Genomic DNA, 21,475 nt, shown 5'->3' on the forward strand with positions numbered 1-21,475 from the left:
AGTGAAACGTTTTTATCTTTTAAATGTTTAATTCAATTTTATTTCCTCTTCTTACTTTATTGACATCACATCAAAAAATTTATTTATTCTTATTTATACACAATTTTAAAATACGAATAAACAGTTAACACATAATACCCAAAGTAAATTACACAATATGCACCACTACTAATTAAAATAGGAATAATGATGTTATATATAGGCATGTTGTTTATTATCGGTATCGCAAATAAGCTATGAACAAGTCCGACTATTAGAGGTGAAATAAAACTAAAGCTAACTTGTTTCGAAATTGACTTTCTTACCTCTTTTTTCGTAACACCTATTTTACGAAGAGTTTCATAATATCTCTGATTAGCATACGCTTCAGATAATTGTTTATAATATATAATTGAACCTGTCGCCAATACAAATATAACCCCTAAAAAACTTCCAATAAATAACGCAACTCCATACAGTTGCATAAAATCTCCATTTGTTTCAGATTGCCCTACATAATACCCTGATGCGACTGTACTAATTGCAGTTAAAGCTGTTGCGCTTAATATAGAAATTGTTGCAAGTAACTTAGCGTTTCCTTTTACTCGATATAGTAATTGCGAAATATTTATTATATTTATACCGCTATAAAATATTTCTCTTTTACTTCTAATTTTCTTTAAAACAATAGCTGTATAAGAAGTGAATAGAAAATATGTCCCAAAAACAACTGCAAATAAAATAAAAACTGGAATCATTATAGGATTTATAATAGGATTCATAGGATCAATAGGATTCCGCACAATATTTACTACTTCACGGAAGAAGCCTGCTAATATATATCCTACTCCCATTAAAATAAGACCTATATACGCCCTAAGTGCAGAACCTTTTGGCATACGTTCTCCTTGATGATTAGCTTGAAACATTTCAATCAATGGAAATTTATAAATGATGCGAGAGTTTTTCCATGCTGTATATAATAAAATAGATAAAAAGACGATGAACGTGTCTATTATTGCTTTTATAGATAACTCGAAATGAATAGGTACATTTAATTTCATTAAACTCATTAGCAGTTCTAAAAATAACTTAAAACTCATACTGCCAATCAGTATGCCAACTACTAAAGCAATGCCTCCCATTATCATAGTCTCACAAAATAACATCGTACCAATTTGTTTTTTAGTTATTCCTAGTAAAGAATATAATCCTACCTCTTTTTTTCGTTTCCTTATAAAAAAATTAGTAGAATAAATAATAAATATGGCTATAAAAATAATGAGAATCACTTTTGAAGATTGAAGAACGCTATTAATCATCACATTATTAACCATTTCTTTTTTTATTTGAGTACTATATCGGAGTGATGCAAATATAAAATAGATAAGCATACTTGAAGCTAACGATACAAAATAGAGTATATACTCTTTAAAATTACGCCGTATGTTACGTTGAACTATATCAAATAAATTCATTTATCTTAACCTCCAGGAAATGATTGATGCAAAATATTACAAAGAGTAGTGCTAAATAAGGTCACCAGCCATCCCTCCAGAAATAGAAGACATTACATCAATGACTTGTTGAAAAAAAGAGTGAATACTCGCAGGAGTATTTACTCTTTTTTTAAAACACCTTACTAAATAATTACCTTTTCACTTATTCATATCGTAAACACTCAATCGGATCCAATTTAGCTGTTTTATTAGCCGGTAGTATGCCAAATACAATACCAATTGACATCGATATTCCAACTGAGAGTAATCCAAGACTTACAGAAATAACTAGTGGCCATTCACCTATTGATGAAGCGATCCAAGCAAAAAACATACCTAATCCAAAACCAATCGCCCCGCCTAATGACGTTAAAATACATGCTTCGATGAGAAATTGTGTTAATATTTTCCCTCTCGTTGCACCGAGTGCTTTTCGAATACCTATTTCACGTGTACGCTCTGTAACGGATACTAACATAATATTCATCACACCAATACCACCTACAAGTAAGGAAATCCCAGCAATACTAGCAAATACTATTTTCATCGTTCGTGTTGACTCTTCTATTTTTTGACCATATGCTTTCGTATCCTCGACTGTAAAAGAATGCTCAAATTCTGGGGATTTCAATTCATTCAATACAGATATAGCTTGTTTTTCTACAGCCTCTCGCTCACTTGGAGAAGATAACTTAATTTTCACTGTATCGTATTCCTCAATCCCTGCAATTAAAGGTGCATTGTCGATAGATGTATATCCTTCATACAATTTAAATTGACGTTGAAAACCGTCTTCATATTTGTACACCCCGACAACCTTATATGGTTTTCCTTTTATATCTATATACAAATCATCTTTCCAAGTATCAAATAGTGTTTTAAATAAATCTTCAGCTACAATTACAACAGGAATTGGCTTTTTCAGTTCATCCGTTGTTAACTTTCGCCCATGCACCATTTTCATTTTAGAATCCTGCATAAAATTTCCTGTTCCACCATTTAAACTAAAGGAAACATTTTTTGATCCCGTATATACTTTTACGTCCATATGCACATTGGGATATACATCTTTCACACCTCGTATCGCTTGCAATTGCTTTACCATATGTGGTGTAATTTTTGCTTTTTCTGTCGGAGAATCCGGGTTGAAATATCCTATTTTAAGTTCATCCATATGCTGATTCTCTGCAAGTTCCTTTTGCATCTTTGCAGTCTGTCCATCTCCCATTGAAATAATTGTTATAATTGCACTGATTCCAATAATAATGCCTAGCATTGTTAATATAGATCGCATTTTATGCGCAAAAATAGAAGATATGGCCATGCGTATATTTTCATTCGTATTCAAATTTATTCTCTCCAATCTTGTACGATATTGCCGTCACGAATTACAATTTGACGTACTGCTGCTTCTCCGATTTCACGATCGTGAGTAATCATAATAATCGTTGAGCCTTGTTTATTTAATTCGTAAAAGAGGTCCATAATTTGTTCACTCGTTTTCGTATCAAGTGCACCAGTTGGTTCATCGGCTAAAATAAATTTTGGATTATTTACAATTGCACGCGCTACAGCAACACGCTGTTTTTGACCACCTGATAACTCACTTGGAAGATGGGTAGCACGGTCACCTAACCCAACTTTCGTTAAAGCAGCTAACGAACTCTCACGTCTCTCTTTTTTATCAACTCCTGCATAAATAAGAGGTAATTCTACATTTTGAAGTGCTGTAAGCCTTGGTAGTAACATAAAATTTTGGAATACAAAGCCGATTTCTTTATTACGAACGTGTGCAAGTTCTGTTTCAGACATAGTTGAAATATTTTGACCAGCTAGCTCATACGTACCTGCCGTTGGTTTATCTAAACAACCGATAATGTTCATTAAGGTTGACTTACCAGAACCTGATGGTCCCATAATGGAAGTGAATTCCCCCTCGTTCAGTATTACATCGATTCCATGTAATATTTGGACGGACTCTGTACCGTTTTGAAAAGATTTCGTGATGCCTTTTAAATGAATCATTTTGTGTTAACCTCCATACCATCTTTTACATTTTTCATAGGTTCAGAGATAATTTGCACACCTTTTTTCACTCCAGAAACTTTTGCTTCATGATCCGTTTCAAATTCAACCGTAACTACTTGTTCTTTCGCTTTTCCATCTTTGACAACGAATACAACATCTTTGTCACCTTTTTTCACCATACTGCTTTTCGGAACGATTGTACCTGTTGCTTCGCCTGTTTTATTTGTCACGTTTACGTGGAAACCGTTTTGTAATCCTTCACTTTCGTTTAATGTAACAATGAATGGATAGCTAGAAACTCTTTTGTTTTCATCCATATTCTTTACTGGTGTAGATCCGATTTCTGTAACTTTTCCTGACCACGTCTTACCAGATACAGTTTTTGATGAAACTATTACTTCTTGTCCAACTTTCACACTCGCAAGCTCATATTCAGACAGTTGACCTTTTACTTTAAATGGACCAGCGTGACGAAGCGTAATCCCACTCATTCCAGTATCATTATTTTTAACGATGTCATCAATTACACCATCAGCCGGGCTCGTTACTGAAAGTGTGTTTACTTTCTCTTTTGCTGCTTTAATCATTTCATCGGCTTTTTCTACTTCAAACCTTTTCATTTCAAGTTGCGATTCTAATTGTTGTACTTCGATTTCTGATGCTTTTAACGCTTCCTCAGGAAGAGCAGAATTTTTATCTTTTTTTAGTTTCTGCTTCGCTGTATCAATTTGTTTCTGATGCAATGTTACTTCTTTTTGTGCGATTTTCTTTTGCATTTCCGCTTCTGTTACACCTTGTTTAGTAATAGGGTCATTATATTTAAAAAGAAGCTGTCCTTTTTTTACTTCATCACCTTTTTTAACAGCTAATTCATACGTACCTTTTGTTGGATCGAATGAAATTGTTTCTATACCATTTGGGATAACTTCGCCGCCTAATTTTTGCTCATTCTCTATTTGTTTTTCTGTCACTTCATATGTTTTATAAGTTTTAGCTGGTTCAGATTCTCCTGCAAATGTCATATACGACCCGACTCCTAAACCAATTGTTATCACACCAACGATGACTAGTTTTTTTGCTTTCTTCATAATATCCTCACTTTTTCATGTGTTTTACTTTTAGAAACTGTACGTCCTTTTCTTTCATAATTTTTGAACGTTTTTAATATAAAAAGCCCCGTACATACTATGTACAATATAAAAAGCCCCACTTTTTCATTACCAGTTCCTCCTTGACCTAACATACGTATAGGATAGAAAAAACTAATTAAATATAAAGTGGGGTAAACATTAAATTTTTATTAAATTCTTGAACTCTCTTCTTTTGGCAACCTTACTTCAAATATTGTTCTAATTACATTACTTTCTGCTGAAATCATTCCATTATGCTGTTCAACAATATTTTTGGCAATAAATAATCCAAGGCCCGTACCGCCCTGCTGTCCTGTTCTTGCTTTATCACCTGTATAAAGCATGTCAAAAAGATAGGGCAAATCTTCTTCTGGAATGCTATCTCCGTAATTAATAATTTGTACGATAACCTCTCCATTATCAATATATCCATTCATATCAACAAATTGTCCATTATCTCCGTATCTAACTGCATTTGTTACAAGATTTTCAAATACTCGAGCTAACAAATTCCCGTCACCGTAAATATATAAATGAGGATTAACATTCAACCTAGCTTCTAAATGATGTTTCTCCAATAATGGATACAATTCCTCATCTAACTGTATAAGCAACTCACTTATATTAATTGTTTTTTTATCTAACTTTAGCACGCCATAATTCATTCGCGTAATTTCAAATAACTCATCAATTAAACTTTCAAGTCGCTGCGATTTCGCAAATGCAATCATAGAAAAACGTTTAATCTGCTCCTTCGACAAATTATCATCTTTAAGAATTAAATCTAAATAACCTAAAACAGATGTTAAAGGCGTTCTTAAATCATGAGCTAAATTAACAACGAGCTGATTTTTACTACTTTCTGCAAAGTCACCTCTCTCAACCGCCTCTTTTAATTTTTCACTCGCTATATTAATTTCACGCGCAATCTCGCCAAATTCATCATTTGAAGTAATATGAACTTTCTTTGTAAAATCGCCGTCAGCAAGATGGTGAATACCGTTAGAAATTTCATTAAAATATTTTAAGTATGGTTTTGTTAAAAAGAAAAAGAATACAACAGATAGTGGGATAAAACACATTAAAAAGAATTTAATATCTACGATTGGTCTAAATTGGGCTAAATAATCTTCGTAACGTACCATCGTTCTATAATAAAGCTGTAATACTTTATAAATTATATATGTTCCTCCAGCTGCTAACACCATGCTTAGCGCAAACAAAGCAATCATTTTAAAACGAAAACTTCTCATCATGTTAGCCATTGAAAGTATAACCTACCCCCCATACCGTTTTTATTAACTTATTCTTTCTTGTATCCTCCCCAATTTTTTTTCGTAAAGTACGAATATGTACCGCAACTGTACTTCCACCATCGTAATAATCATCCGCCCACACTTGCTGAAGGATATTTTCCACACTGTATACCTTTTTCGGATGGCTCACTAATAAATATAAAATATCAAACTCTTTTGGGGTTAATTCAATTTGTTCTCCGTATACATTTAGCTTTCGTTGCTCAAGATTAATAGCCACTCCGCCTACTTCTAAAACGGATTTGTTCTCCTCTACTTTCGGTTGATTTAACGTAAGAAACCGACGTAGTTGTGCATTTACACGCGCAACTAATTCAATTGGGGCAAAAGGCTTTGTCATATAATCATCCGCACCTAGTACAAGACCTGTCACCTTATCAAAATCAGATGTTTTCGCGCTTAGAAAAATGATTGGCATATTATGCTTCACACGAATTTGTCGCGTTACTTCATAACCATCCATTTTTGGCATCATAATATCTAAAATAACTAAATCAATTGGTTGCGATTGAATAATAAGAACAGCTTCTTCTCCATCAGTAGCTTTCACAACATGATAACCTTCTTTTTCTAAATGTATCCCAATTAATTCAGCAATTTCCACCTCATCATCCGCTATTAAAATTGAAATCTGCTTCATTTTGCTCTTCCCCTCATTCCTTTTTCATACGTCCAATTTTAAACTAGTTTATTTTGTTTATATCATCTTAAAAGAACATTATTATGAGATTCTTACTTTTTAGAGATAATCTCGAGTACTATATTTCTTCTGCATTTTTTTGCATGTTTATGTTTTGTTAACTTTGCAACACCCTCTACGATTTCACATTTTATGGTAGAAAATGCAGAAAAACTAACAAAAATACAGTATATCAGAGATAATAATTATATAGCACAACAGATTTTACAGTAGGATCCCTTCATCTCAAGCCTAGCTAAGTGACAGTTAGTTTAACAAATAACTAACTCCCTTTCATTATATCAATATATTTTATACCCTTACTTATATTTCAACATAAAAACCGCTCCACTACTAGTGAAACGGTTTTTCCTTTATTTATTTTTATGCATTCACTTCAGTTTTTTGTTCCTTTACTACACTACGTTTGAAAGCAGTCGCTAAAATAATCATCATACTTACCGCACCAATCCAAACGAGCACTGTAGTAGGAGTATTCCAAGTTAACCCTTTCCCAAAGAAGAATATTTCCCTGAGACCTTCTATCATAAATCTCATTGGTAACCAAGCGTAAATCCAATCTTGATAAAACGAGGACATCATTTCAGGCGCTAATGCTAATAGCGGTGCACCAAAGAAAAGTAACAGTGCAAATAACCCGATTCCCTTTAAACCAACTAATGAAAGCACCGCAGAAATCATTAAGAAGAAACAAAAAGAAGTAATGGATAAGAACAAAGCCGTATCCGTGAAATTCGGGATATTTAATCCTACCATTCCATTCGCAATCCATGTAAGACCAAATCCAATTACAAGTGTAGCAATTGCTCCTGTTACTATTTGCTTTAGTTTCAATACGAAGTTCTCTTTTCTTGTATCCACTTGCGTTTTACTTATCGCAATAAAGATAATTGCTGCACTCGCTAAACTTGCAATCCATAACGGCTGGAATAAAGACATTGGCGAGTTACCGTTCGCACTATTTTTGCCGATTTCATTCACATTTGTCACTTTCTTCGTAATAGGTGTTACTACATTTGAAACTTGGTCTGCTGTTAATGTAGCTCCTTTTGCTTTCAATCCTTCTAATAGTTGTGTACGAACAGTATTGTTCATATTATCAACGATCGCATTTAACATTTGCCCCGCCATAGTTGATGCTGCTGTATTCATTCCTTGATTGATGAATATTTCTACCTCTGGCGAAGATGGCTGTGGTGTTCGTAATGATGCTTGTTTTGTGCTAAAGTCTTTCGGAATAACCAATGCTGCATAATATTCTTGATTATTTAAGCCTTTTTGAACTGCTTCTTTATTTTGCACTTCTACCCACTTTACCGCAGGTTCTTCCTCTGATTTTGATGTCTTTTTCATATTATCAACAATCGTTTGCCCCATATTCATCTTCGGTTGATTCGGAATTTCTACTCCTTGATCCTCATTTACAATTGCAATTGGTAAGTTTTTCGGCTTAGGTTGAACGGTTGGAAATAATGTTAATGAAAAAATAAAAACAACAAGTAGTGCAATAACTGGAGATAACAATAAAAGTTTGTTTTTAAACATTTTCTTTTCTCCTCCTTTAATTCGATTTATAATAACCAACAACGTGTTGTTTATTTATATTTGAATTATATGTTCGAGTTGAACCTTATACAATAATCAAAAATCGTGAATGTGTCGGTTATAAGACACATCCTTGAAATGTGTTGGCTAAAATTAAGGAGGGACATACTTTGCGCGATAGTAATTTAGATTTACGTGTTATTCGTACGAAAACTGCCATACGAAATGCATTAGTGGAATTAATTGAGGAAAAAGGTTTTGACGCCATTACAGTGAAAGATATTACTACGAAAGCAAACATAAATCGTGGTACATTTTATACACATTACCAAGATAAATTTGATTTAATGACAAAATGCCAAGAAGAAATTATGTATGAATTTTCTAGCATTGCTAAACAGAGATTACCGGAAGTTATTGCTGATCTTGGATCAAGCCCTTCCCCAACAATGCCATTTATACTTATAGCTTCTATTCTTGAATTTCTAAATGAAAATAGTGATTTTATGAAAGCTGTACTAAGCCCAAAAGGAGATTTATCTTTCCAAACGAAACTGAAAGACTTTATGTGGAAAACACTATTTGAAGATACGAATGGTCCTCTCATTAATAAGGAGAATTTACTTGTCCCAAGCCAATACTTAGCTTCCTATATGGCATCTGCTCATATAGGTGTCATTCAACAATGGTTAAATAATGGACAAAAAGAAACACCTGAGGAGATTGCTCGTATTTTATCAACAATCGCAGTTCATGGACCTTTTTATGCGGCTGGTTTAAAGAAATAAGTCCGCTATATAATAAAAGATCATCCACTATAATAGCGGATGATCTTTTATTTCATTACAACACTTCAATATACCCTTCTGTTCCATGTACCCGAATTCGCTGTCCGTCTTTTATTCGTTTCGTAGCATTCTCTACTCCGACAACTGCTGGTAATCCATATTCACGTGCAATAACTGCTCCATGTGTCATCAGTCCGCCAACTTCGGTGACTAACCCTTTTATAGACACAAACAATGGTGTCCATCCAGGGTCAGTAAAGGCAGTAACTAATATATCTCCATCTTCTAAATTCGCATCTTCCATGTTTAAAATAACGCGAGCTCTCCCCTCAATCACTCCTGAAGAAACGGGCAAACCTACAATCGCGTCAGCCGGGAGATTTTCTCGTTTGTACTTCCCAGTAATGATTTCTCCATCAGACGTGATAACACGCGGAGGCGTTAGTTTTTCATATAATTTGTACTCATTTTTCCGTTTATGAATAACCACGTAATCTAGTTTATTCGTAAGGACAACTTCGTGAAGTTCTTCAAAAGTTAGATAGTATATATCTTCTACTTCATCAATAACTTTATTTTGCACGAGTTGCTCGGCTTCTTTCAATATTGCCTGCTTATATATGAAATAACGATTAATCATACCGTATTTTGGATATTCACGATAACCGATAAAATTCCGGATGTTACGAATCATTCGCTTCGTTTCTTCTACTTTTTGTTTACCATCGGGCAAGTGCTGTAATCGATTTAATAACTCTTCTTCTTTTTTCAAAGCTTCTTGCAGTCCTTCTTCAAACTTCCGCTTACTCGCCCCCGCTTCAAAGTCTCTTATATTATTTAAAATCATCGGGATAATTGTAGTTGGCTTTTCACTCCAGCGTGTTTTCGTAATGTCGATTTCTCCGCTGCATCTCATTCCGTATTTATTTAGAAAAGTTAGAAGGGCATCTCGAGCTTTTTCTCCGCCTTTAAATTGAACTAATTCATCTAAAAAGTTATCATTTTCTACATGTTGTAAATACGCAATAACTTCTGGATATGGCCGAATCACATCAGCAACATCGAGTAATGTTAAACCCATTTCTGACGTAATATTGTTTTGTACAGATAGCGAAAGTGTGTCTGCTACATTTTTTTCACCTAGCCATTGCTCCATCTTTTCATTAATCCATGATGAAGCGTCCATACCTGCCATAATGACGGCTATACTTTGCGGGTTGAATAATACTGTTCTTAATTGCTGGATGTCTTCCAGAATAAAATCAAATACATCCATCCCTGATTTCGTTTGAATATTTCGTTTTAACTCTTCAAGTGATGCTTGACTAGTCTTTATTAAATTCGTAACGATTGCCGGATCGTTTTCGATTTGTGGTTGCGAGCTTGCAGGTGGTCCACTTTTACCAACACTCTTTTCTTTTTTATCATCTGGTAACAATTTAATAAAATCATCTCGCTCGACTACAGTTGTTAATGCATCTCGTATGAGCGGATCAGATTTTCCTAAAGTGTTTATTAAGAAATCTCTGCTAGCAGGTGAAGCTAATCTTTGTGTAGCATCAACAAATAGCCTGCCCCCCGCTTTACGCATAGGAGCACTAGTCGTTAACAGGAAAAAAGATAATCCTAGTGGTTTCATCGCATCGGTCATCATTTGCTGATGACCAACCGATATATACACATAATTTTCCTGATCATTTGCTTCTGGAATTGGATATAAAGTCGTTATCGGCCTGCTTTGGACAATATAAAATGTATCATCAACTAAACACCATTCAATATCTTGCGGACAACCAAAATAAGCTTCAATCTGCCTTCCGATGCGTGCTAGTTGTATTATTTGTTGTTCCGTAAGTGTTTGAATCTTTTGCTGAGCCGGCTCAATCTGCCCTGTCTCTGTTCCGCCCTCTTTTAAAGCATAGATAGCTAATTTTTTAGTTGCAATCATCTTTCCGGTGATTTCGCCTTCTTTTACTTTATAATTATCAGCACATACTAAGCCAGAGACTAAAGCCTCACCAAGCCCAAAACTGGCATCAATTGATAGCACCTTTCGGTTAGAAGTAATTGGATCAGCAGTAAATAAAATGCCCGAAGCCTGCGGGAAAACCATTCTTTGAACGACAACACATATAGAAACTTGATTATGTTCAAAATCATTTTGCATCCGGTAAATGACTGCTCGCTCTGTAAATAAAGACGCCCAGCACTTTCTTACATGCTGCAAAATCGCTTCTTTTCCGATTATATTTAAATACGTATCTTGTTGACCAGCAAACGAGGCATATGGTAAATCTTCAGCAGTAGCACTAGAACGCACGGCATACGCATGTTCATTTCCAAAACGTGAGAGATAATAAGCCGCAGCTTCCACTACATCAGAAGGAATTTCTACTTTCATAATCGTTTCTCTAATCTTCTTACTGATTTCACCAATTTGAGCCCGCTCTTCCATTTTTAACTTTGTTAGCTGCTGCAACAAAGTTTGAAGCTCTTCATTTTGCTCGATAGCCTTTTCATAGCCTACCGTTGTAACACAAAAACCTTCTGGCACTTGTATCCCTTGAATGTTGGATAACTCTCCTAAATTCAATCCTTTTCCACCGACAAGCGAAAGCTGCGTTTTTTCTATTTCCTGAAAATCGAGAACGAAAGAACTCATTCGGCACCTCTCCTTACTGTTCATGTGCTATTGATTGTAGCAGTAGTAAATGAGAATAAACAGTCTATTTCGAACGTGATTTACATGATATAATTAAGTTAGGAAGAGATATTTCCCCCTCTAATTCACCTCAATTACATCACCAAGCTTAAACATTCTTTTATTATGAAAAACATCCGTAATCCGTACAAGTAATCGTCTCATTTATTGGATTAATATCAACTACTGTTATGTAATTTTTATATAGATAGCAATCCTTATAATATGTAAGTAAAATCTCTTCTTCACCTAAATATGAAATTAACAGCTTATTTTCAATCCTTTCTTTTGCATCTTGCGTTACGATTGGACGTGGGACTTTCATTTGTTCACTTATAATTTCTTTAATAACTGCGAACTGTTCTGGCATACTGGCCGTTCGTTATCAAGACCTACATTGTAAAAAGTCATAAAAAATAAAGGGCGATACATATTAGTCATGACTAATATGTATCGCCCTTTTACTTCATGTTCAATTTCAAACGAATAAAGCCATTAATATTAAATCTTGATAGCCATCATCCAATTTTACACCCTTTGCTTTTCTACCCTCTTCAAAAAATCCTAGATTCTTATATAACTGGATTGCACCTAAATTATCTTCCATTACCTCAAGGCAAACCTTTTCAATCTTACTGTTATTTTTAGCCCAATTGATTAACGTTTCTAGAAGAGCTCTTCCAATACCATAATTTCGATATTCAGGTAGTATGGTCATCGCAAAAGCCCCTTGATGACTAATTTTTTCTTTGTTTCCGTTCTTAAAATCTATTGTACCGACTAACTTACCATCAACTTCAGCAATAAACTGTACATAATTTGGATTTTTATGATAAGCTTTTAACGTTTTTTGAATAGCATCAACACTCATCTTTTTTACATCCTCAACCGTACTTAACATGTATGGAGCGTTTGTTAAAGCCTTTGAAGCAGAATTTAGCATTCTTTCTGCATCCTGTTCTTTAGCTTCTCTAATTATTACTGTTTTTCCATCCTTAGATTTATAAGTAAAAACATTAGTTGATAATATATTACACACACCCTTTCGGAATATAATTAATCGGATTTTTTAACTATTCCACAATTCTTAAGTAAGGGAAAGTCGTGTCACCTTTTTCTGCAATTGCTCTCCTTTAACTTAATAACAATTATTTCAAATATTTTTAATTTTAACAAGATTTTATTCCGTTATATGACCCGTTTGTTGAACAAGTAGGAAACGGATTGCCCTCAGATTTTTTTATAGACTTCTGCATAAGCAAATTTTAACTGCTCACGTAGTTCTTTATTTTCCTCATCTAATTTCTTAATTTTACGTTTTAATGAAGTAATAATGGCGTCCTTATTGTTTTCATCCGTTTCCCGTTTAATTTGCTTTTGGGTAGAAACTTGGGCTTGTTGCTGACGTAAGGATTCAATCCGTTCACGCATTCCGGTATTCTTGTAGAACGTTGCTTTAGCAACACCTGCCTCACTTGCTACGCTATTAAAATTGATGTTCTGATTAGCTCGCACGGGTTACTCGCAAACAAATGGATACTTGCGGTCATATCCATGAAAAACTCATCTATTCCGTTGTCAATATTATTTCTCACTTAAATACACTATTTGAATTTTTAAGTATAACTTCATTTTAAAAGGTCAGGTGTTTAAAGAGCAGTAATAGCATTCGAAATTTACGTACACTTTGCAAAAAATGTCACGTTCTATGTGCAGATCACTTAAACTCTTTAAAGAGCGGAGTAATAACAACTGATTGACGTCGATATTTTTAGGAAGTAGACTAACTATTAACGATATTCTTTTTACTTACTAAAAAAGAATGATTCAAAATTCAATTTATGTTATGTACTTATAAAAAAGATTTGATATACGATATGGGTATATAAACCCATGCAGTATTAAAATAAAAATACACCTTCAATAAATGAAGGTGTATTTTTTCATTTCTATCGCTTTTAAATGAGTTATTACATTGGTTAATTTGATTTATAAATATTAAAACCTCATTTGAGACTTGTATAAAGATCAAAATAGTAACCTAAAATGCATTTAATTAATGCCTAATCCTGCACTTGCATAACCCGTAATAGTATTAACAAGTGAAATACCAGAAGCTGTGGCAGAAAAAACTAATAAAAGCCTTGTTGCTGGGGTTACCGGAATATTCAATCCTGTTATTATCCCAGATGATATAGTTCCTAGAGATAATGCACCCGTTAAAGGGGGGGCTAAAGTAACTATTGCCCCTGGAATCGGGCTAAAAGTATTATCTGGGGTAGTTGACTGATACAATTGCGCAGTTAATGTCACTGTCGTACCAACCAAGCTTAATGCGACAGTAATACTAAAATATGCTGCTAACGAAGTAATGGTACCACTACGCGGCATTGAAAATGCAAAATTTATAATGGGTCCTAATGCCGTACCAGTCAAATCAATATTCCCACCAACAAGCGATATACCTGTTGCTGAATTCCCAAATCCAACTAAACTTGTTGTCCCTATCAGTCCACCCACAATTGTAGTCAGAATTACCGGACCACCAGAAGCAAATGGTATAATCGCTCCGCTTCCTGTTGAACCGGTACTTCCGGTTGCTCCGGTTGCTCCCGTTCCTCCTGTTGAACCCGTACTTCCCGTTGCTCCCGTTGGTCCTGTACTTCCGGTTGCTCCCGTATCTCCTGTCGGTCCTGTATTTCCGGTTGCTCCCGCTCCTGTTGGACCCGTACTTCCCGTTGCTCCCGCTCCTGTTGGACCCGTACTTCCCGTTGCTCCCGCTCCTGTTGGACCCGTACTTCCCGTTGCTCCCGTATCTCCTGTTGCTCCCGTACTTCCCGTTGCTCCCGTATCTCCTGTTGCTCCCGTACTTCCCGTTGCTCCCGCTCCTGTTGCTCCCGTACTTCCCGTTGCTCCCGTGTCTCCTGTTGCTCCCGTACTTCCCGTTGCTCCCGTGTCTCCTGTCGGCCCTGTACTTCCGGTTGCTCCCGTGTCTCCTGTCGGCCCTGTACTTCCGGCTGCTCCCGTGTCTCCTGTTGCTCCCGTACTTCCCGTTGCTCCCGTGTCTCCTGTCGGCCCTGTACTTCCGGTTGCTCCCGTGTCTCCTGTCGGTCCTGTAGGAAATGTTATTGATGGAATTGGTGGAAAAGTAGGCCCTATTAAATCAGGATCTATTGCATGAGCTTGAAGCAATTCATATATTTTTTGCATTTCATTTTTATCAGCCACATCATCAACTCCTATAATACGACTGTATTATATTGATATGCGAGATTATATTACACTTCATTTATCTATATATAATATGTGTTCCCGCTACTATTATGCTCCTTATATCATAGCTAACTTTTTAGGTACTATTAAATTATTTTATTAAGATATTAACATCCCCTCAATATTCAAATGCTGATGTTATTTTCATCATTAAAAAGGAATATTATTTAAACATTTTTTATACTTTCTTTACGCGCATGGGACAGGTTCATGCAATATGCACAACAAACTGAATATCTTCGTTTAATTCTTGCATGACAACAACTTTTTAACTTTATGTAATCTATATGACCTAACATCAAGATAAACAAATTTACAAAAGAACGTATCCTTATAAATATTTTCACACTTATGTCGGCTGTACCGCTATTAAATTTCAATGTGACTAGAAATTTAAGACACACCTATGAGTTATTTTTAATACACTAACAGTTCATCTACAAAATTAAGGCACCCTTACCTTGGTATTTAAATACAATGGCATGAGTAGTTACCATTTTTCATTTAGTTACTCTTTTTTTGATATGTATGGATATAAGAAAAATAGAATTTTTTTACCAAATATCCCTTGTAAATCTCCATATATAACGGCTATTTAAAAATGGTAACGAATAGTAAGAGCCATCGGTATGGAAGGGGAATTACAATGAGTATTTCTATTATAATGATGGGTTTCATTATAGGGGGATTGGTTGGAGTAACAGGGATAGGTGGGGCCGCATTACTGACTCCATTTCTTCTAACATTAGGTATAAGTCCTTCTGTAGCTGTTGGAACTGATCTAGTATATAACTCTATTACTAAAATGTTTGGAATATCCCAACACTGGAAACAGAAGACCATCAATTTTAGACTAGTAAAATATCTAGCTATTGGGAGTATACCTAGTGCAATTATCGCAGTAGTAACGATTCATTTCTTACCCCTCTTTCACTATAGTCGAGAAGGAATTATAAAGTATATATTAGGATATGTTCTAATCCTTGCGGCAATTTCTATTTTAATAAAGGCATTTTTCTATAATGAATCTACACAAAATTATTTTCAAAGACAGACTATGGTACAAAAAAAGAGCCTAACAATTCTTATTGGTGCAATACTCGGTTTTATCGTGGGACTTACTTCTGTGGGGTCAGGCTCTTTATTCGCTATTGCAATGATATATTTATATCAACTGAGACCATCCGAGTTAGTAGGCACAGATATTACACATGCTTTTTTATTAGTGACGGTTGCAAGCATACTAAATATGAATTTAGGCAACGTAGATTATCTCTTGTTAATTCATTTACTCATTGGTTCTATCCCAGGTGTCATACTTGGTAGTAAATTCTCCACTAAGATTCCCGTTAAACCCCTTCAAATATTTCTAGCTATCATAATTGGTGCTAGTGGACTAAAGTTAGTTATCGCTTATTAAAAAAATTTATGCTTTTGCTATATAAGAATGGAGGTTCAAAATGGATCATACAGAACTATATAATTTTATATACAAGCAAGGGCGTGCCCCTCATTTCCATAAAGATTTTCCCCTAATCTTATTTTGGAGCCAAAAAAGCGGTTGTACTTCGCTAGCCCACTGGTTTTTTTATCAAATTAATTTATTTAAAGAAGCGATAAAATACAACCCGTTCATTCACAACTATGAGTATGAAGTATATAAAAACTCTACACATTATTTAGCACAATTAGCTAGTGGATTACAAACTAAAGAGAAGAATACTTACAAACTAGTAAGAAATCCTTATAGAAGAGCAGTAAGTTCTTTTGTTGCTCTGATTCCGCCACCAAATTTTGAGAATCCCGCATGGAAACCCATTCGACAATTTCTGTATGGTGATGAAACCTGCAATAAACCCATTTCCTTTAAACTATTTTTGTATTATTTAAAAGCACACATGACCAAATTAGATCAAGTAGATCCTCACTTTACACAACAATATATACAAGGAGAAGAGGAATTCGTTACGAACTATATTTATCTAGAAAATTTCAACACAGGAATTTCGAAACTAGAAGAAGTATATAAATTAAAAAAATCACCATTAGATCTGTTATCAAAGGCTTGGCATTATCAAGAGAGTAAGATGATTTACAAAGGAGTTTATGCAGACGGTGATATCACAACCCCTCTTTTCCCACGATTACCTACTTATGATAGTTTTTATGATGCAGAAACAACTCAGTTGGTTCAAGAAATATTTGCAAAAGATTTTAATATGTATCATTATGATTTAAATTCTTTTCTCTCAAAATAAAAGTGTTCAAAGCCACTGGCTCTATTAAGTGTTTTATCTTAAAACTGATACGACAACATCATATATTTATAAATTTTCATACACTTCTCCTAATTCTTTTTTTAGTTGTGTTTTTAAGTGCTCATTTTCACTTTCTAATAGCTTGTTCTTATGTTTTAAAAGCTACTTTACTCAATAATAAGTTTGGCCCAATACCAATCGTAAATTCGAGCCGTGTACGTTCATATATTTCTCTCTTAAACTTAAATGTGAACTCGCAAACAAATGAATACTCGCAGTCATATCCATGAAAAATTCATCGATACTATATTGATGAAAATCTTCCGGCGCAACATACTGTAAAGCTAAGCCCATTATGGGATTTGAACATTTCACATACGTATGCATAATTGGATTCACAATAATAATATCTTGCCGCTTCGGTATTTCATACAAACGAGCCATCTTCTTAATTCCTAACGCTTTTAATGGCGGTGTTGCTGCCAATACGATCGATCCACTCCGATTCACATCTCCTACGACAGCCAATTTTGTATAACGTGGATCAAGTCCTTTTTTAATACATGATACGCTCGCATAAAAGCTACGAAGATCTACACAAAGAATAATGCGATTTGGTAAAAGAGAATACTCATGCAAGGCTATCACTCCTATCAAAAGAACATTCGTTCTTTTGATAGGTATTTCCATGAAAATTTTGGTTAAAATAACCTTACTTTTAAAAATTTTTTAAGAAAAACTTAAGAAATCCCCCCCTATATTCATAAGAAGTTTTTTCTATACTGCAAATGTAAATACATAAAAGGAGAAACAATTATGAAGAAATTTGTACTTTGCATAATAGGAATAAGCCTCCCTATATACTTACTACCTTTCATATTACGAGGGGATTTGGACAGATTTAATCCGATTGCTGAAGAAAAAAATGTATACGCCATTGCGAAAGGATATGGCGTTCCGGATTATCATCATAAAGGAAGAGCTCTGTACTCACTAAAAGGCGTTGATGAATCAAGGAATGAGAAAGAATATACAGTAGGAACTAGCACCCCTAATGATTTTATAAGAAAAACTTACTTGAAAATTCATGTGAAAGGAAAGTATGTCTATTCTTACGACGTTATTTCTGAAAAGGAGATTCCCGAGAAAATAAAGGACCAATTGTAAATAAAAGAGCCTACTCGTATGAGCTGGCCCTTTATTACCTCTTCCACCTACCATTGGGCCATCGCCCTTAACACACTTGAGGAAAGAGAATTCTTTCAATAAATTTATTAAATTAATTATCATTGTTTTAATAACCATTGTTCAATTGCTTTCACTGTTTCATCTCGTTGTGCTTTTGGCGTAATTAAGCTGGCATTATCACCCTTTTGTTCACCATACATGCCAAAGTTAGCATGATTGCCCCCTTTTATCATGTGCATAGTTGTATTCTTTGACATTAACTTTTTACTGTTCTCTATTTTTTCTACAGTTGCTAAAGCATCTACTTCCCCATAAATTGATAACATTGGCATCGATTTAGTAGAGAAATTATCTGCAGGATAAGAGCCTAAGAAAATGATCCCGTCTACCTTATCTTCATGTTGAAAGGCATACTTAGAAATCATAGCTCCCCCCATTGAATGTCCAGCAACATACCATTTTTGAACTTCAGGATACTTTTCAATTACACTGTCTACCACATTTATTCCAAATATCGCTAAGTTTAATGGTAACTTAGGCATCACTACAAAATGTCCATCTTTTGCAAGATCTTCCCCTAAGTAACTATAAGCTTCAACTTCTACTTTAGCTCCTTGATAAAAAATAACCCCTATTTTAGCATCTTTCTCTCCAAAAACTATATTCTCTTCATCTTTTTTATCATCTACTAACGACAAAGCCTCTTTCGTTGGTTTATAAGTAAACTGAGACCAAACAAAAAACGTAATACTTCCCATAAGTAAAATACCTAGTAAAGAGTACAGAAAAATTCTCATCCACTTCTTCACATATATGACCTCCCTAAGATGTATATATTCTATATTTTAGATTATCATTAATAAACATAAAAACTCGAGCATTTTTATTATACTCAAGTTTTTATTTGCGTCTTTAATTTATACTATAAATTGTCCAAGATAAATATGTAGCAAATACAGCCCATAAAAAATATGGAATTAGCAACCATGTCGATACTTTAGATAAATTGGAAGAAAGCGCTATGAGAAGTAACGTAGTAATAGCGACTAGTAAACAATCTACTGTTGCTAAAAACAAATTTTTTTGACTGAATTGAAAGTAGCTGAACGCCTGGTTGCACATATAATTTAAAAGAAATAAAAACCAAAATGTTTTTGGCTTAAATCCATATTTGTTGTAAATAATTGCAACTGATAATGCAATAAGTCCATATAATATAGCCCAAATAATTCCGATTGTCATACCAGAAGGTGTCCAAGACGGCTTTTCTAGCGCATCGTACCAAATACGATCAATTGGAAATAAAATACTAGAAACATAAAACAAACCATATGTTAGTAAAAACACTATGATACTAGATTTTTTCATAAACATTCTCCTTTTTCAATAGAAGGTTTTAGAAACTCTATATGATTCGTATGCTCTTTCAATGAATAAAACTTTAATATGTAAATGGACATTCTTATACTTTTCATTATAACCTTTACATATCAAATTCATATTAATTAATTCATTTATTTTATACAAATTCTTTCATACTTTTATATGCACAAAGTGCTCTCTCCCGTGCTGCCTTATGATCAACAACTGGAAAAGGATATGTATTACCAAGCTTAATATTGGCCTTTTGTAAAATATGCTCAGGTGCTTCCCAAGGTTTATGTATATATTTATTCGGTATATCTCTTAATTCTGGTACCCATCTTCTTATATACTCTCCATTTTTATCAAACTTTTCTCCTTGTGTGATAGGGTTAAAAATACGAAAGTACGGTGATGCATCTGCTCCACTTCCAGCAACCCATTGCCATCCCATTGTATTATTTGCAATATCAGCATCTAGTAGTGTATCCATAAACCATTTTGCTCCTTCTTGCCACGGAATTAACAAATGCTTTACAAGAAAAGAGGCTACAGCCATCCTTGCCCGATTATGCATAAAACCTGTTTGCCATAATTCCCGCATTCCCGCATCAATAAACGGATAACCAGTTTCACCCTTCTGCCATACTCTTAATAACTCCTCTTCATTATTCCATGGAAAATTTTCAAAGCTTTTATTAAGAGGTTTATATATTGTAAATGGATAATGATATAGCAAATAATAAGAAAACTCTCGCCAAATTAATTGACGTATAAAACTATTCACTTGTTTTTCAAAAAGACTACATTGTCTTTCGGTACTTTTATTTATTAAGTAATGATGCATCAACCTCACTGATATTTGACCAAATGAAAGATAAGGTGCCAACATTGAATGAGCGTATTGATTTGGAAAATCCCTTCCTTCACTATAAGATGCTAATTTACTAGAGAAAAATTTCTTAAATGTTTTGTATGCCCCTTCTTCTGTAGGCTCCCATATTGATTCAATATGAGATGTCCACGGTATAGTCGGCAGCAAATGTAATTCTGAAATGGATAAGCTTGCTGGTAGAGAGCTTCCCCCTTTTATACTCTGCACTTTACTAATAGGTTTAGGTATTGACTGCTTTTGAAATGCATTGTAAAAAGGCGTAAAAACCTTATATTCAGTGTCATCTTTCTTTTTAATAATCCACGGTTCTAATAATAAATGTGAATTAAATTCCTTGCAGATAATACCTTTATCTTCTAACATCATTTTCATTTTTTGATTAGATTGTAATCTGTCCGGATCATAACAAATATTCCAATATACAGCCGTTATACCTAATTGTTCTATGAGAGAAAGTATTTCTTCCTGTGTATTTCCTTTACGAATTATTAAAGTAGAGCCCAATGCCTCAAGTTGCTTTTGGACATCTACTATAGCATGGTGTAACCACCACTTTGACGCCTCCCCCATTGAAAAAATTTCATCTTGTACATATACCGGAAAAACCTCACCGGACTGAACAGCCTCAAATAGAGCTGGGTTATCATATAAACGAAAATCTTTTTGAAACATAACAATAATTTTACCTTGCATAGCTATCCCTTCTGATTCTAAAAAATAGATTATTTATATTATTATAAGAATAATTCTTTGTAATCACAAACAAACTTTCCCAGAGTTATAGGATTGCTACGTATTAAATATTTAACTACC

General features: G+C 34.4%; 17 protein-coding genes and 3 pseudogenes. 4 read left to right on the forward strand and 16 right to left on the reverse strand.

Annotation, left to right across the window (positions count from 1 at the left end; genetic code table 11):
* Nucleotides 1-89: 89 nt before the first annotated feature.
* From I6L50_RS21525 to I6L50_RS21555, 7 genes are all read right to left on the reverse strand, one after another.
* Nucleotides 90-1,457, reverse strand: a complete 1,368-nt coding sequence (locus I6L50_RS21525) for an FtsX-like permease family protein (RefSeq protein ID WP_219302982.1) — start codon at nt 1,455-1,457, stop codon at nt 90-92.
* A 184-nt stretch (nt 1,458-1,641) separates the two neighbouring features.
* Nucleotides 1,642-2,826, reverse strand: a complete 1,185-nt coding sequence (locus tag I6L50_RS21530) for an ABC transporter permease (RefSeq protein ID WP_219302984.1) — start codon at nt 2,824-2,826, stop codon at nt 1,642-1,644.
* Nucleotides 2,827-2,828: 2 nt separating this feature from the next.
* A complete protein-coding gene (locus tag I6L50_RS21535; RefSeq protein WP_219302985.1) occupies nt 2,829-3,503 on the reverse strand; it encodes an ABC transporter ATP-binding protein in 675 nt (224 codons plus the stop codon).
* Entirely contained in the window at nt 3,500-4,594 is a 1,095-nt protein-coding gene (locus I6L50_RS21540; RefSeq protein ID WP_219302987.1) for an efflux RND transporter periplasmic adaptor subunit, read from the reverse strand. Before I6L50_RS21540 ends, I6L50_RS21535 begins: the two co-directional genes overlap by 4 nt.
* Nucleotides 4,595-4,806: 212 nt before the next feature.
* Nucleotides 4,807-5,901: a HAMP domain-containing sensor histidine kinase gene (locus I6L50_RS21545; RefSeq protein ID WP_219302989.1), complete on the reverse strand. Its 1,095-nt coding sequence runs from the start codon at nt 5,899-5,901 to the stop codon at nt 4,807-4,809.
* On the reverse strand, nt 5,894-6,592 hold the full coding sequence (locus tag I6L50_RS21550; RefSeq protein WP_219302991.1) for a response regulator transcription factor: 699 nt from the start codon (nt 6,590-6,592) through the stop codon (nt 5,894-5,896). Before I6L50_RS21550 ends, I6L50_RS21545 begins: the two co-directional genes overlap by 8 nt.
* 423 nt (nt 6,593-7,015) lie before the next feature.
* The gene (locus I6L50_RS21555; protein WP_219302993.1) at nt 7,016-8,197 is read right to left on the reverse strand and encodes a YhgE/Pip domain-containing protein; all 1,182 of its coding nucleotides are present in this window, start codon (nt 8,195-8,197) and stop codon (nt 7,016-7,018) included.
* 170 nt (nt 8,198-8,367) lie between these two features.
* Here I6L50_RS21555 and I6L50_RS21560 point away from each other — a divergent pair, with 170 nt between their 5' ends.
* The gene (locus I6L50_RS21560; RefSeq protein ID WP_002084688.1) at nt 8,368-8,985 is read left to right on the forward strand and encodes a TetR/AcrR family transcriptional regulator; all 618 of its coding nucleotides are present in this window, start codon (nt 8,368-8,370) and stop codon (nt 8,983-8,985) included.
* Nucleotides 8,986-9,040: 55 nt separating this feature from the next.
* On the opposite strand, the gene ppsA is transcribed toward I6L50_RS21560, so the two are convergent.
* From ppsA to I6L50_RS21585, 5 genes and pseudogenes are all read right to left on the reverse strand, one after another.
* On the reverse strand, nt 9,041-11,647 hold the full coding sequence (gene ppsA, locus I6L50_RS21565) for a phosphoenolpyruvate synthase (RefSeq protein ID WP_219302995.1): 2,607 nt from the start codon (nt 11,645-11,647) through the stop codon (nt 9,041-9,043).
* A gap of 120 nt (nt 11,648-11,767) precedes the next feature.
* Nucleotides 11,768-12,056 (reverse strand): annotated as a pseudogene (locus tag I6L50_RS21570) (YolD-like family protein).
* Nucleotides 12,057-12,164: 108 nt separating this feature from the next.
* Nucleotides 12,165-12,725 (reverse strand): GNAT family N-acetyltransferase, encoded by a 561-nt coding sequence (locus I6L50_RS21575; protein ID WP_113935828.1) that lies wholly within the window; start codon nt 12,723-12,725, stop codon nt 12,165-12,167.
* Between the two features lie 191 nt (nt 12,726-12,916).
* Nucleotides 12,917-13,201: pseudogene (locus I6L50_RS21580) on the reverse strand (DUF6262 family protein); the annotation flags it as partial.
* Between the two features lie 537 nt (nt 13,202-13,738).
* Nucleotides 13,739-14,896, reverse strand: a complete 1,158-nt coding sequence (locus I6L50_RS21585; protein ID WP_219303734.1) for an exosporium glycoprotein BclB-related protein — start codon at nt 14,894-14,896, stop codon at nt 13,739-13,741.
* Nucleotides 14,897-15,605: 709 nt separating this feature from the next.
* Between I6L50_RS21585 and I6L50_RS21590 the strand changes: the two genes are divergently transcribed.
* Nucleotides 15,606-16,379 (forward strand): sulfite exporter TauE/SafE family protein, encoded by a 774-nt coding sequence (locus I6L50_RS21590; protein WP_219302999.1) that lies wholly within the window; start codon nt 15,606-15,608, stop codon nt 16,377-16,379.
* 40 nt (nt 16,380-16,419) lie between these two features.
* The gene (locus I6L50_RS21595; protein ID WP_219303001.1) at nt 16,420-17,217 is read left to right on the forward strand and encodes a sulfotransferase family 2 domain-containing protein; all 798 of its coding nucleotides are present in this window, start codon (nt 16,420-16,422) and stop codon (nt 17,215-17,217) included.
* 160 nt (nt 17,218-17,377) lie between these two features.
* On the opposite strand, the pseudogene I6L50_RS21600 reads toward I6L50_RS21595, so the two are convergent.
* Nucleotides 17,378-17,856: pseudogene (locus tag I6L50_RS21600) on the reverse strand (Y-family DNA polymerase); the annotation flags it as partial.
* A gap of 177 nt (nt 17,857-18,033) precedes the next feature.
* On the opposite strand from I6L50_RS21600, the gene I6L50_RS21605 reads away from it, so the two are divergent.
* Nucleotides 18,034-18,384 (forward strand): YxeA family protein, encoded by a 351-nt coding sequence (locus I6L50_RS21605; RefSeq protein WP_219303003.1) that lies wholly within the window; start codon nt 18,034-18,036, stop codon nt 18,382-18,384.
* 119 nt (nt 18,385-18,503) lie between these two features.
* Here I6L50_RS21605 and I6L50_RS21610 read toward each other — a convergent pair whose 3' ends face one another.
* The 3 genes from I6L50_RS21610 to I6L50_RS21620 form a co-directional block, all read right to left on the reverse strand.
* Nucleotides 18,504-19,214, reverse strand: a complete 711-nt coding sequence (locus I6L50_RS21610) for an alpha/beta hydrolase (protein ID WP_219303005.1) — start codon at nt 19,212-19,214, stop codon at nt 18,504-18,506.
* A gap of 103 nt (nt 19,215-19,317) precedes the next feature.
* Entirely contained in the window at nt 19,318-19,773 is a 456-nt protein-coding gene (locus I6L50_RS21615; RefSeq protein ID WP_219303007.1) for a TspO/MBR family protein, read from the reverse strand.
* 151 nt (nt 19,774-19,924) lie between these two features.
* Nucleotides 19,925-21,355 carry a cryptochrome/photolyase family protein gene (locus I6L50_RS21620; protein WP_219303009.1) on the reverse strand — a complete coding sequence of 477 codons (1,431 nt, stop codon included), beginning with the start codon at nt 21,353-21,355 and terminating at the stop codon, nt 19,925-19,927.
* Nucleotides 21,356-21,475: the final 120 nt, after the last annotated feature.

The organism is Bacillus sp. FDAARGOS_1420 (assembly GCF_019344915.1).
GTDB lineage: Bacteria > Bacillota > Bacilli > Bacillales > Bacillaceae_G > Bacillus_A > Bacillus_A mycoides.

What these genes read in the sequence shown, in the direction of transcription:
- I6L50_RS21525 (WP_219302982.1), bottom strand. Translation starts at nt 1,457, where the DNA reads ATGAATTTATTTGATATAGTTCAACGTAACATACGGCGTAATTTTAAA.
- I6L50_RS21535 (WP_219302985.1), bottom strand. Translation starts at nt 3,503, where the DNA reads ATGATTCATTTAAAAGGCATCACGAAATCTTTTCAAAACGGTACAGAG.
- I6L50_RS21540 (WP_219302987.1), bottom strand. Translation starts at nt 4,594, where the DNA reads ATGAAGAAAGCAAAAAAACTAGTCATCGTTGGTGTGATAACAATTGGT.
- I6L50_RS21545 (WP_219302989.1), bottom strand. Translation starts at nt 5,901, where the DNA reads ATGGCTAACATGATGAGAAGTTTTCGTTTTAAAATGATTGCTTTGTTT.
- I6L50_RS21550 (WP_219302991.1), bottom strand. Translation starts at nt 6,592, where the DNA reads ATGAAGCAGATTTCAATTTTAATAGCGGATGATGAGGTGGAAATTGCT.
- I6L50_RS21555 (WP_219302993.1), bottom strand. Translation starts at nt 8,197, where the DNA reads ATGTTTAAAAACAAACTTTTATTGTTATCTCCAGTTATTGCACTACTT.
- ppsA (WP_219302995.1), bottom strand. Translation starts at nt 11,647, where the DNA reads ATGAGTTCTTTCGTTCTCGATTTTCAGGAAATAGAAAAAACGCAGCTT.
- I6L50_RS21585 (WP_219303734.1), bottom strand. Translation starts at nt 14,896, where the DNA reads ATGCAAAAAATATATGAATTGCTTCAAGCTCATGCAATAGATCCTGAT.
- I6L50_RS21590 (WP_219302999.1), top strand. Translation starts at nt 15,606, where the DNA reads ATGAGTATTTCTATTATAATGATGGGTTTCATTATAGGGGGATTGGTT.
- I6L50_RS21595 (WP_219303001.1), top strand. Translation starts at nt 16,420, where the DNA reads ATGGATCATACAGAACTATATAATTTTATATACAAGCAAGGGCGTGCC.
- I6L50_RS21605 (WP_219303003.1), top strand. Translation starts at nt 18,034, where the DNA reads ATGAAGAAATTTGTACTTTGCATAATAGGAATAAGCCTCCCTATATAC.
- I6L50_RS21615 (WP_219303007.1), bottom strand. Translation starts at nt 19,773, where the DNA reads ATGAAAAAATCTAGTATCATAGTGTTTTTACTAACATATGGTTTGTTT.
- I6L50_RS21620 (WP_219303009.1), bottom strand. Translation starts at nt 21,355, where the DNA reads ATGCAAGGTAAAATTATTGTTATGTTTCAAAAAGATTTTCGTTTATAT.